Here is a 12,112-nt window from a genome sequence, read left to right as displayed (position 1 = left end):
CATGAGCTCATCCAACCATTCCTCTGAAAATAGCACCCAAAAAACTTCTGTACAGGGGCCTAAAACCATGAACAAAAAGCAGCTAAAAGTATGGTTTTTGATTCCGCTGATTGTGTTTATCGGCTTACTCGTTATGCTGTATATGCGTCTGGGCAAGCCCACGGATATCGTGACCAATACGGCGCTTGAGCGTCCGGTGCCGCCTTTTGAGTTGCCATTATTGTCAGACACCAGCCGTATCATGACCAACGACAATTTGCCCGATCAGCCATTTTTGCTCAATGTCTGGGGCTCTTGGTGTCCCACTTGTATCATCGAGCATCCTTTTTTGATGCAGCTAGAGGAGCGCGGTGTCAACTTGGTGGGCGTCAACTACAAAGACGATATCGGTGATGCGCTCAGCTATCTCAACCGCGGCGGCGATCCGTTTTCGATGTCTATTCAAGATTTATCTGGTCAATTTGCTTTGGATTTGGGGTTGACCGGTGCGCCTGAGACCTTTGTGGTCGATGGGAAGGGTGTTATTCGCCAGCATATTATTGGCGAAGTAAACGAGAGCAATTGGCAAAGCCGTATCACCCCTTGTCTTATGGTGCTCAATGACGCCAATGATAAAAACATCAGCCCAGATCCAGCTCAGGTTGCGGAGGCATGTAAATGATGGCCAATCACTTATCTACCCTGATACTGAAGCTGGCCGGCGTTGTCCTAGCGTGCTTGCTCAGTAGCGTAAGTTACGCGGCGATAGAGGTATATGATTTTGACTCTGTACAACAAGAAGCCCAATACCGAGGGCTAATCGAAGAGCTGCGTTGCCCGAAATGTCAAAACCAAAACTTGGCCGGCTCTGATGCGCCGATCGCTCAAGATTTAAAGCAAAAAACCTATGATATGGTAAAAGACGGTCGTAGTGATGGTGAGATTCGCGCTTATATGCAAGAGCGCTACGGCGATTTTATCAGCTACAAGCCGCCTGTACGTCCATCGACATGGATTTTATGGTTTTTTCCGCCATTGCTACTGATCGTATTATTGATAGGGTGGTTTTGGCAAAGCCGGCGCCGCCAGCTGGCAGCGAGCGGTCAGAGTAGAGTGACGGTAGATAATACCGCCTCGGAGCTGACCGCCGCCGAAAAAGCCGAACTTGATCGTCTATTATCGCGTGCCAATAGCACCGATAATGACGCTCATGACACCACAAGCCCCGAGGACAAAAAATGACCATATTCTCTACTGCTGGCTTATTTATTGCTCTAAGCTTACTGATTGCCTTACTCCTTGCTGTTATTACCATCATGCCATGGCTGCGCGCCGCGCGTATATCAGGCACCTCTGTGGACAACCAGCTACTAGATATCAACGTGGCGGTGTTTCGCGAGCGTCTGGCAGAGCTACAAACAGACAAAGACAGTGGCACCATCGATGATGCTCACTACCAAAACCAAAAGCTCGAGCTTGAGCGGCAATTATTGGATGCCCAACGTGAAGTCACGCCGATGGTCACCCCTGGTATCAAAAGCCGCCTGATTCTCATGGTTTGGGTGCCTGTATTGGCTGCGCTGGCGTATCTGATGGTGGGTGACCGAACGCCTGTGTTTGAGCTGTGGACGGCCGAAGACAAGGTCGGAAAAGTCGCTGATGACTTGTTGACTGGCAAAATCGATCAGCCACCTGTATGGGCAATCGAAAACGGCCAGCAGCTTATCAGCGCGATGCAGACCAATGTCTATCGTCATGCTGATGACCCCAATCGCTGGATGCGTTTATCTGAGCTGTTTTTGTCATTAGAAGCGACAGATTCGGCGCTAGAGGCATTGTCACGTGCTTATCGCTTATCGCCTGATAACGAGGAAATTGCGACGACCTATGCGCAGATCAGCTTCTTTGCCAATAAAGGCCAACTAGACGCCACCAGTCGCCGCGTCTTGCAGGATGTGCTGGCCAAAAACCCACGCCACGAAGGCGCGCAAATGCTGATGGCCATGGGCGAGGCGCGTAGTAATAACTTTGAGGAGGCGCAAGGCTGGATTAAACGTCTGCGGAGCAGTATCGCTGCCAAACCTGGCGACCATACAAAAGCCTTAGCCAGCCTAGATGAGCTCAGCGCCAATGTCAGCGCCCAGCAGCAGCAAGCCTCAGAAGGGGTAGAGGTAAGCATTAGAATCAGCGCCAGCCTGTTGCCACTTGTCAAGGCGGACGATGTATTGTTTGTGGCGATACGTGATGTCAATGGTGGACCGCCATTTGCCGCCAAGCGCTTACCGATCAGCGTGATCAAACAAGGCGAGGCCACTATCAGTCTAAGCGATCTCGATGCGATGATGCCTGAACGCACCTTGCAATCGGCGCGTGCAGACAAGGTACAGCTGGCAGTGATCGCTCGTATCAGTCATAGCGGCACCGCGGCGGCTGAGTCAGGCGACTTATCTGGCAACCCTGTGGTCATTAGTGCCGATCAAAATCAGGCCAATGTTGAAATCAATCAACAAATTCCCTAGTATTTATAACGGTTGTTAGTAGCGACTATTACCCACTCAGTAAGCGCGCTGTCGTCGTCACAGCAGCGCGCAACTGCATTATATGAACAGAGAAGTCATTGCGACTTTTTACTGCAGATAATGAAAATACTTGAGCTTTGTCAAGCCACAAGGTAAGGTAGCTTAGCAACCAACCAATCCCTAAGTATTTATTAGTCCCAAAATCCTACCTATTAAGGAGAGTCGTGTAATGATGCGTATTATTTTGCTAGGTCCACCAGGCGCCGGTAAAGGTACCCAAGCCCAGTTTATTTCTAAAGAGTATGATATTCCGCAGATCTCAACTGGCGATATGTTGCGTGCAGCAATCAAAGAAGGCAGTGAGCTTGGCAAACAAGCCAAAGACATCATGAATGCTGGTGGTTTGGTATCTGATGACCTTATCATTAACCTAGTGAAAGAACGTATCGCCAAGCCTGACTGTGCCAATGGTTGTATCTTAGATGGTTTTCCACGTACGATTCCACAAGCGCAAGCGCTGGCTGATGCTGATGTTGCAATCGATCATGTCATCGAAATCAGCGTACCCGATGACGAAATCGTCAAGCGCTTGTCTGGCCGTCGCCAGCACCCAGGCTCAGGCCGTGTTTACCACGTCGATCACAATCCGCCAAAGGTCGAAGGTATCGATGATGTGACGGGTGAAGCGCTGATCCAGCGTGAGGACGATCAAGAGTCGACCATTCGTGATCGTCTAGCGACGTATCATCAGCAAACCTCAGCGCTGGTAGATTTTTATCAAAACAAAGCGGCTGAAGGTGGTGATGCGCCGAACTACGATAAGTTTGACGGTACGCAAGCGATCGACGATGTCAAACAACAAATCTTAACGGCGCTCAAGGGTTAATCTCGTTATAAGATAACCGATGCCGTGATTGAAAGCCCTGTTTCTTAGCAGGGTTTTTTTGTGGCTGATACGCATTCATATAGCCTTGCCCGCACAACCCTGCCCACACACGACCATACTCACAAAAAAGCCGCTTACCTATGATAAGTAAGCGGCTTTTAATACGCATTTTACACAACAGCTTTCTTTTCTGCTTTAGCAGCTCACCGCTTATGCATTACCTTGCGCATCAACTTGTGCTTGCTGCTGGCTTTGTGCGTAGGCTTGGTCAAAGTTCACAGGAGCGAGCAGTAACTGTGGGAAGCTACCACGTGTGACGATGTCGCTGATGACTTCGCGTGCATAGGGGAATAGCACATTTGGGCAATAAGCGCCTAGAATTTGACCGATTTGGTCTTCTGGAATGTCTTTTAATAAGAAAATACCCGCTTGATGCACCTCAGCGATAAATGCGGCTTCGCCTGCGTTTTTTGCAGTCACGCTGACGGTCAAGACGATTTGATAATGATCGTCGTCTAGCTTTTCTGCGTTGCTAGAGAGATTGATGTCAAGCTCTGGGTTCCACTCTTTGGTAAATACGCTCGCGCCTGGCACTTCAAGTGACATGTCTTTTACATAAATGCGCTCTAGTGCCAATTGTGGTTGTGCTTGTTCTTCAGCCATGATAATTCCTCTAAAATTAAATCAAATGATTGGGCAAGTTATGATTAAAAATACTGTGGTTAAAAATACTATGACAAAAGCGTCGTCGTAAAAGCCTTATGGTAATAGTAGCCGAGATTGAATCAAAAAGATCAATCTCGCCGTTTTATCACACACATTGCATAATACCGTGTTTTATTTTGCCGCTGCTTATCATTACACAGCTGATGACAAACCGCAAAACAAGGTTGCAAAAAACTTGTAAATTAACCGGCCAATAGCTCGTCAAGCTTGCCTTGTTGGTTCAGTTGATTGAGCTCATCAAAACCGCCGACAAAGGTATCACCCACAAAAATCTGTGGCACAGTGCGATAGTTATTGGTCTTTTGCATCAATGCGCGGCGCTCTTCGCTCGTCATATCGTGCATACCGATTTCTTCATAATCGACGCCTTTGGTTTTTAGTAGTTGTTTGGCGTTAGAGCAGTACGGACAGATAGGCGTGGTATAAACTTTGACAGATACAGTCATGATAAATCCTTATTGGTCAGTATGGTCGTCAGTAATGACTTTATTATAAAAAACTACGCATAAAAAATATGAATAAAAAACGAAATGCTTAACAGACCCTAGTTATTATAAAAAATACGATAAACAATCATGTGATAAAAATGATGATCATCGGTTACTCACAAGTAAACGTGCGAGGTATTGGGCCGGGCTTATTAGTACAGTGGGGATGTGTCAGGCAAATTCAAGCGAGATGGGCCAAAAAGGCGCTGCAGCGGTATAACTATAGTCGATTCTAAATAAAAAAGTTATGTGTTTATTAACCAGCAAGGCCGATAAAAATTTCTAGTGTACTGTACCTACACCGCTCGATACTGCAAAAATTTCTATCAGCCTTGCTATAACATTGTTATAGTGAAATGACTATACCACATAAAAAAAGACACCTAAATGCGGTGTCTTTTTAATGGTTACTGGTACTAAATAATGCAGCACCAGCTATTTGTTCAATGACGGCTTGGCCTTGCCTTTGGTTTTTGACTTGGCATCTTTTAAACCAACGAGCGGCATACCAGCTGCCTGCCAGCCGCCAATGCCACCTTCTAAGCGATAAACGTCATCTTTGCCAATCATTTGAATGGCTGCGCCTGCCTGTACGCCCATATCGCAGATGATGACCACTGGCTGCTGGATGGCGCGGATTTCTTCTAGGCGATCTTTTAGCTCAGTAAAAGGTATGTTGCGGCTGCCTTGAATATAGCCGGTCAAAAATTTCTTTTTGGCGCGAATATCGATCAGCTGCGCGTTTTGCGAGTTCACCATCATACCAAGCGTGTTGGGCGATATTTTTCTACCGCTACGTTTGTTTTCGATGGTAAAAAACAGCACAGCAAGTACGGCTAATATACCAAACAAAAACGGGTGGTTGCCCACAAATTCTAGCGCACGATCCAAACCATACCTCCAAAAAATAAGTGTTCTATTAAGCCGAGAAGACAGCTCAATGATTTTGAACAAGGCGCTATTATACCGATTAGGTCATCTATAGTAAATGTATGATGAGCAACCTACAGTTTAATAATGCGGATTTGATAAATCGCGTTGTTAATAGGGCTTGGTATCAGCCTCTTCGCTCAAGGTCACCAGGTTTTCGACTCGGCGCTGTAGCACATCACCATCAGCTACGGCTTGCCATAGCGCGCAGCCTTTGCTGTTGTGAGTGTGACGACAGTCACGGAACCGACAATCACCAGCGAGAGGGGCAAGCTCAATAAAGCCTGAGATGATATCATCAGGGGTCAGATGCCAAATCCCGTACTCACGAATGCCAGGGGTATCGACGATACCGCCCTCCGTCAAGTCCTCTGGATTAAACGGCAATAAGCGACTGGTGGTGGTGGTATGCTGGCCAAGTTTTGAGTTTTCGGAGATGACGTTGACCATTTGCCCTGACTCAGGCAACAGCGCATTGATAAGGCTGCTTTTACCGACGCCAGATTGTCCGGCAAAAATCACCAGCTTTTTATCTATATGACGCTTTAGCTCATCAAGACCTGTTTGGGCGTCGCTACCAGCGATGTTTTCAGGACAGTCAACCGACGTCAGTACGCTCTCGTAACCAAGGGCCGCGTATTGTGCCAATAGTTCACTGGTATCGACGCCGTCTTCTTGCGTGAGTAGGTCGGCTTTGTTCAATACCAATAGCGGCTTGACGCCCGCGTGATGACAGACCACCAAATAGCGATCGATCAGGGACGGCGCCGCCGCTGGCAGTGGCGCAAACACGATCGCCAAGATATCGATATTGGCAGCGACAGGCTTGAGCTTATGATAACGATCAGGACGCGAGACAAGAGAGGTACGCGGTTTGACCGACTCGATACGGCCAAAGCCGGTATTGGGGTCAGCTGTCCAGCGTACGTGGTCGCCTGCCGCCAGCATAGGCAGGTTGGTACGCACATGACAGCGCCATATATCGCCCAACTCCAGCGCTTGCCAAAATGGCTCAGGATCATCAGGCGCAATCTCTGGCTGCACCGGTAGCACCGCAGGCAAGCTGGTGATTTGTACCTCTAGCTGCTTGCCATAATGCGCCATGACCACGCCATCCATCAAACTGTCATCGAGGCTGTCTTGACTGTCGAGCTGCTGTTTGTCAATGCGACGAATCTGTTGTTTAGTCAGTTTGCGCTGCCGTATTAATGCCATGGTTTTGACCTATTATAAAAATATTGCTAAGTGTAGCGTGAAAATTTGCTAACATACAGCCTAAACCGTCCGTGGCAGATAGTGGTTTTGTAATATCAGGGCTGATTTGGCACTGTTAAATCCCATGCCCTCATCTTGTCACCGTAGATAAAACGGCACTTTTTATATAACTTATATAACAACTTGCTCCAAACATTATTGACCATAGGATATTTTATGACTACCGGCGACCATCCCAATAAAATTAAGATCAAAAATCAAGGCAAAAAAGGGCTGGTATGGATTGACTTAGAGATGACCGGACTTGACACCTTAAACGATGAAATTATCGAGATTGCTACTGTCGTCACTGATGAGGATTTAAACGTACTGGCAGAAGGGCCAGTGTTTGCGATTAAAGTATCCGATCAGGTGTTAAATAAAATGGATGACTGGAATACCAAACAGCATGGTCAGTCAGGTCTGATCGATCGGGTGCGCCGTAGTAAGGTGACGCTGGCAGAGGCTGAAGCGGAAACCATTAAGTTTTTGAATAAGTGGGTCGATAGCGGTAAGTCGCCGATGTGCGGTAACTCGATCTGTCAAGATCGTCGCTTTTTGGCGCGGCAAATGCCAGAGCTGGAGCGCTTCTTTCATTATCGCAACCTTGACGTGTCATCGATTAAAGAGCTGTGCTTTCGCTGGCGCCCTGATATCTTAAAAAACTTTGAAAAGGGCGGCAGCCATCTCGCATTAGACGATATCCGCGACTCTATTCGTGAGCTTAAGCATTATCGTCAGCACTTTTTTAAACTGATGCCTTAATAATATTGATAAGTTAAGCTCGATAAGTAATGAGCCTACACTTGATAAGTTAATAGCCATAAAATAAGGGTCTGCTAAATAGTTAGCAGACCCTTATTTTATGACATCGTTTGGTTTGTAAAAAAAGAAGCTAGACCAGTGAGCTAAATTCAACCAATTCAAAGTTAGCTTTATTGCTATCTGAGTGTGCATTAGTGATCGTCACACCAATCACTGCGTTGACGATTGGTTGCCGCTTCTCTTTATCGATTAAGCGCCAGTCACCCAGCACGTAGCGTTTTTTATCATCGGTCGCTTGATGGATATCTGGACGATGGGTATGGCCATGTAGCAGCGCATCGCTATTAGCCACGGCATGTATCACTGCCTCATCGTTGACGTCCATAATGTGAGCGGCTTTATTGGCGTTGTTTTTCTGGCTTTTTTGGCGCATTTTTTCCGCGATGGCCAAGCGTTTTTCTAGGGATTTATTCAGCAGGTACCACTGGGTTAGACGATTGCGCATGATTTTTCGAAAAAACTGGTATTTTTTATCATCGGTACAGAGCGCGTCGCCATGCTCGAGACGGTAGTGTTGCTGCCCGATGGTTAACATATACTGCTCATCAATCAGCTCCCCGCCAAACAGGCTGCAAAACGGCTGACCCAGCAGAAAATCACGATTGCCATGCATCACCAATATCTCACAGCCCTTGATGCGCAGTTGTTTTAATTTAGCGATAAGCGGGGTGAGCCAGTGGGTTTGGCGCGCGTCATCTGACAACGTCAAATAAGCGTCATCACCGATCCAGACCTCAAACCAATCGCCTAAGATAAATAAGCGTTTGAGGACGGGCAGGGCCAAACAGTCATCAAGCAGTGCCAAAAAAGCCTGCACTAAGGCAGGCTCCTCTGGCGATAAATGCAAATCGCTGATGAATACTTGCCGCACCTCATGTGGGCGGGTCGTTATCAGATGATTAAACGTTTGCATTTATCATAATCCTTGTCGTCTATTGTCAGACTATCAGTAACACTTACTTATCACGACCTACTGAGAAACGATGGTCGCAGAGTTGATAACGACAGGCTCTTTTGGCACATCAGCATGCATGCCGAAGCGACCGGTTGGTACGCCGCGCATTTTGTCGATGACATCCATACCGCTGGTGACTTTACCAAATACCGTGTAGCCCCAGCCTTGCATGTTTTTGCCAGAGTGGTTTAGGAAGTCATTGTCTTTGACGTTGATAAAGAACTGGCTGGTCGCTGAATGTGGATCTTGCGTACGCGCCATGGCGATAGTGCCCTTGTCGTTCTTTAGGCCATTGTCCGCTTCGTTTTCGATGGGAGCGTTGGTTGCTTTTTCATTCATCTCAGCGTCCATACCGCCGCCTTGAATCATAAAGCCATCGATGATGCGATGAAAAATCGTGCCGTCATAATGGCCAGATTTTACGTAGTTTAAGAAGTTTTCGACGGTTTTTGGTGCTTTTTCTTCGTTGAGTTCGATGACGATCGCACCCATATTGGTGTCTAGCTCTACTACTGGTGGCATGTCTACCATGTGATATTCCTTTTTGATTGCAGCGCCTTAAATAACGCTGTCAAGTGGTGGTTAAAAGTTGGTGACTAAAAGTTATGGCTAGTCTAACGGCTTTTTTGTCGTCTGTCATGTATCAGGCTGTTAATGCCTTTGCGAAACCTGATAGAATAACGCAACGTTATCTTTTATCAGTCTTTTTTAATTTATCATTTTTGAGCGTGGTAACACGCGCTGAACACTTGCGCTAGGAGCAATGAGTAATGAGTGAGCACTCAAGCAATAATGCACAAAAAAACGACTTTATTCGTAATATCATTCGTGATGATGTCAATGCGCAAAAACACCCCCAAATTGTAACGAGATTTCCCCCTGAGCCAAACGGCTATTTGCACTTGGGTCATGTCAAATCAATCTGTCTAAACTTTGGTATTGCTGAGGAGTTTGGCGGTGTCTGTAATTTGCGTTTTGATGACACCAACCCAACCGCAGAAAAACAAGACTTCATCGACAATATCGAAAACGATGTCAAATGGCTTGGGTTTGAGTGGGCAGGCGAGGCGCATCATGCCTCAGGTTATTTTGATCAGCTCTATGCATGGGCGGTGCAGCTTATCGAGCAGGGCGACGCTTATGTGGATTTGCAGTCGCCTGAACAAATCCGCGACAACCGCGGCTCATTTAATGAGGCAGGCACGCCATCACCGCAGCGTGATGCCAGTGTCGCAGAAAACTTGGCGCGCTTTAATGAGATGAAAGACGGCAAGTTTGCCGAAGGCGAAGCGGTGCTACGTGCCAAGATTGATATGGCAAGCCCTAATATGAACATGCGTGACCCTGTCATCTACCGCGTTATGCACCAAGCGCATCATCAAACCGGCGATAAATGGTGCATCTATCCGATGTATGATTTTGCCCATCCGCTCTCTGATGCGCTCGAAGGTATCACCCATTCATTGTGTACACTGGAGTTTGAAGACCATCGTCCGTTTTATGATTGGGCGGTAGAAAAAATCGGCTTTGAGGTGCCGCCGCATCAGTATGAGTTTAGCCGCTTAAACGTTGATCACACCATGACCAGTAAGCGCAAGCTCAAACAGTTGGTCGATGAAGGGGTGGTAAGCGGTTGGGATGATCCGCGTATGCCGACCATCGCGGGTATGCGTCGTCGTGGTTATACGCCAGAGGGCCTGCGCGATTTTTGTGAGCGCGTTGGCGTGACCAAAGTCGACAGCGTTGTTGATTTTCGTCTATTAGAGTTCAGTATCCGTCAATCACTCGAGACGACGACCGCGCGCGGCATGGCGGTGCTCAAGCCTTTAAAAGTGACGATTACGAACTTTAGCGATGCGGTCAGCAGCTGGGAGTCACAAAAGGCCGATAGCGTCAATGCACGCTGGGATGAAGATGCTCAGACTCTATGGCTCAAGCAGCCAAAACATCCTAATGTCGATATGGGTGAGCGTGAGATTCCGTTTACCGAAACCCTTTATATCGATCAAGGCGACTATGAAATTGAGCCGCCAGCCGGTTATAAGCGCCTGTCACCAGAAAAGCCAGAAATCCGCCTGCGTAATACTTATGTGCTGGCCGTGACTGAGCATATTACTGACGATGCTGGCAATGTGACCGAGCTTAAAGCGACGATTGATCCTGCGACATTGGGTAACAACCCTGAAGGCCGCAAGGTCAAAGGCGTGATTCATTGGGTGTCAGCCAGCCTTGGCGTCCCTGCGACCGTGCGTATGTATGAGCAGCTATTTAGTGTCGAGGATCCAGGTAGCGCCAGTGATGTGCATCAAGTACTCAATCCCAATTCGTTGACTGAGCTTGCGGCAGTGGTTGAGCCGTCATTGGCCAATAGCGATGCTGGCACGCGCTTTCAGTTTGAGCGTGAAGGTTACTTTATCGCCGATAGCGAAGAGCACACCAGTGATAAGCCGGTATTTAACCAAATCGTCAGCTTACGCGACAGTTATAAGCCAGCTTAATGCATAGCCTTTGAGCGTGCCCTTAGGGTTTAATGTCAAATCATTGCCCTTTTATACTGACCCATCTCTAGTGCGCTAGGGGTGGGTTTTTTATGAATTTTGCGTGTGGGATACAGGCATGGTAGTTTAAGGCGCTATGCTACCTATATACTGGTTCGCTTAGTGATAAATGGAATAAGCGAATTACAATCCTTCACAAGACATTCATAACCAGTTTGGTACTATAAAGTGAGTTTTATTGATGCACTAGACGGGATAAGCAAATGATCAAACCGTCTCGCACATTGCAATAATCGGTTTATAATAATAGGGCGCATAAGACAGTAAGCTCAGCGCTCATCATTCATATAAATAAGGAATTTAGTATGGCACATTTACGTTTAGGCGACACCGCACCAAACTTTGATGCAACCACCACAGAGGGTGATATTAATTTTTATGATTGGGCGGGTGATAGCTGGGTGGTATTGTTTTCGCATCCTGCCGACTATACGCCAGTTTGTACTACTGAGCTTGGCCGCACCGCTGCATTGGGCGGTGAGTTCCAAAAACGCAATGTCAAGCCGATTGCTTTGTCAGTGGACGGCTTAGAAGATCACAAAGGCTGGGTCGGCGACATCGAAGAGACACAAGGCACTGCGGTGAACTTCCCTATCATTGCAGACTCTGATCGCACGGTTGCGGATTTGTATGACATGATTCACCCAAATGCTGATAACACCGCGACCGTTCGGAGCGTGTTTATCATTGATCCAAATAAAAAAGTACGTCTGACCCTGACCTATCCAGCCAGCTGTGGTCGTAACTTTGATGAGATCGTTCGGGTCATCGATGCGCTACAGTTGTCTGATGAGTATAATGTTGCCACGCCAGTCGACTGGAAAGATGGCGACGATGTGATCATCCCGCCAAGTGTCAAAAACGAAGACATCCCTGCCAACTATCCAAAAGGCCATACAGAAATTAAGCCCTATCTACGTACCACACCTGCCCCTAATAAATAAGTGGCAGTGAATGGCAAGTCGCATGATACAAAGCCTCACGACGTAAAG

At 47.3% G+C, this 12,112-nt stretch carries 13 protein-coding genes; 7 read left to right on the top strand and 6 right to left on the bottom strand.

All coding sequences use genetic code 11. The annotated features are described in order from the left end of the window. The first annotated feature begins 1 nt into the window (after window position 1). From CAP50_RS10230 to adk, 4 genes are all read left to right on the top strand, one after another. Window positions 2–661: a DsbE family thiol:disulfide interchange protein gene (locus tag CAP50_RS10230; protein ID WP_100749915.1), complete on the top strand. Its 660-nt coding sequence runs from the start codon at window positions 2–4 to the stop codon at window positions 659–661. Beyond that, the gene (locus CAP50_RS10225) at window positions 658–1,221 is read left to right on the top strand and encodes a cytochrome c-type biogenesis protein (RefSeq protein ID WP_100749914.1); all 564 of its coding nucleotides are present in this window, start codon (window positions 658–660) and stop codon (window positions 1,219–1,221) included. The genes CAP50_RS10230 and CAP50_RS10225 overlap by 4 nt, the downstream gene beginning before the upstream one ends. Continuing rightward, complete coding sequence (ccmI, locus tag CAP50_RS10220) at window positions 1,218–2,498, top strand: c-type cytochrome biogenesis protein CcmI (RefSeq protein WP_100749913.1); 1,281 nt, start codon at window positions 1,218–1,220, stop codon at window positions 2,496–2,498. The genes CAP50_RS10225 and ccmI overlap by 4 nt, the downstream gene beginning before the upstream one ends. Before the next feature lie 232 nt (window positions 2,499–2,730). Continuing rightward, entirely contained in the window at window positions 2,731–3,384 is a 654-nt protein-coding gene (gene adk / locus CAP50_RS10215) for an adenylate kinase (RefSeq protein ID WP_172953130.1), read from the top strand. A gap of 210 nt (window positions 3,385–3,594) precedes the next feature. Here the strand turns inward: adk and secB are convergent, their stop codons facing one another. The 4 genes from secB to rsgA all read right to left on the bottom strand — a co-directional run bounded on the left by secB (window position 3,595) and on the right by rsgA (window position 6,743). After that, window positions 3,595–4,047, bottom strand: coding sequence for a protein-export chaperone SecB (secB, locus tag CAP50_RS10205; RefSeq protein WP_075100642.1), 453 nt, complete (start codon window positions 4,045–4,047; stop codon window positions 3,595–3,597). 245 nt (window positions 4,048–4,292) lie between these two features. Continuing rightward, complete coding sequence (grxC, locus tag CAP50_RS10200; protein WP_075100643.1) at window positions 4,293–4,556, bottom strand: glutaredoxin 3; 264 nt, start codon at window positions 4,554–4,556, stop codon at window positions 4,293–4,295. Between the two features lie 477 nt (window positions 4,557–5,033). After that, window positions 5,034–5,489, bottom strand: a complete 456-nt coding sequence (locus CAP50_RS10195) for a rhodanese-like domain-containing protein (protein WP_075100644.1) — start codon at window positions 5,487–5,489, stop codon at window positions 5,034–5,036. 150 nt (window positions 5,490–5,639) lie between these two features. Beyond that, window positions 5,640–6,743 (bottom strand): ribosome small subunit-dependent GTPase A, encoded by a 1,104-nt coding sequence (rsgA, locus tag CAP50_RS10190; protein ID WP_100749911.1) that lies wholly within the window; start codon window positions 6,741–6,743, stop codon window positions 5,640–5,642. 216 nt (window positions 6,744–6,959) lie between these two features. Here rsgA and orn point away from each other — a divergent pair, with 216 nt between their 5' ends. Further along, window positions 6,960–7,547 carry an oligoribonuclease gene (orn, locus tag CAP50_RS10185; protein ID WP_075100646.1) on the top strand — a complete coding sequence of 196 codons (588 nt, stop codon included), beginning with the start codon at window positions 6,960–6,962 and terminating at the stop codon, window positions 7,545–7,547. 130 nt (window positions 7,548–7,677) lie between these two features. Here the strand turns inward: orn and CAP50_RS10180 are convergent, their stop codons facing one another. Both CAP50_RS10180 and CAP50_RS10175 read right to left on the bottom strand, forming a co-directional pair. After that, window positions 7,678–8,520: a UDP-2,3-diacylglucosamine diphosphatase gene (locus tag CAP50_RS10180; RefSeq protein ID WP_100749910.1), complete on the bottom strand. Its 843-nt coding sequence runs from the start codon at window positions 8,518–8,520 to the stop codon at window positions 7,678–7,680. A gap of 57 nt (window positions 8,521–8,577) precedes the next feature. After that, window positions 8,578–9,093, bottom strand: a complete 516-nt coding sequence (locus CAP50_RS10175) for a peptidylprolyl isomerase (RefSeq protein WP_075103604.1) — start codon at window positions 9,091–9,093, stop codon at window positions 8,578–8,580. Window positions 9,094–9,332: 239 nt separating this feature from the next. Here CAP50_RS10175 and CAP50_RS10170 point away from each other — a divergent pair, with 239 nt between their 5' ends. Together CAP50_RS10170 and CAP50_RS10165 are read left to right on the top strand one after the other, a co-directional pair. Beyond that, window positions 9,333–11,060, top strand: a complete 1,728-nt coding sequence (locus tag CAP50_RS10170) for a glutamine--tRNA ligase/YqeY domain fusion protein (protein ID WP_100749909.1) — start codon at window positions 9,333–9,335, stop codon at window positions 11,058–11,060. Window positions 11,061–11,425: 365 nt separating this feature from the next. Then, window positions 11,426–12,064, top strand: coding sequence for a peroxiredoxin (locus CAP50_RS10165; protein ID WP_075100650.1), 639 nt, complete (start codon window positions 11,426–11,428; stop codon window positions 12,062–12,064). Window positions 12,065–12,112 lie beyond the last annotated feature (48 nt).

The sequence above is a fragment of the Psychrobacter sp. L7 genome (assembly GCF_002810365.1).
Taxonomy (GTDB): Bacteria; Pseudomonadota; Gammaproteobacteria; order Pseudomonadales; family Moraxellaceae; genus Psychrobacter; species Psychrobacter celer.
The sequence above is the reverse complement of the archived record's forward strand: the minus strand, read 5'-3'. Positions and strand labels throughout refer to the sequence as shown.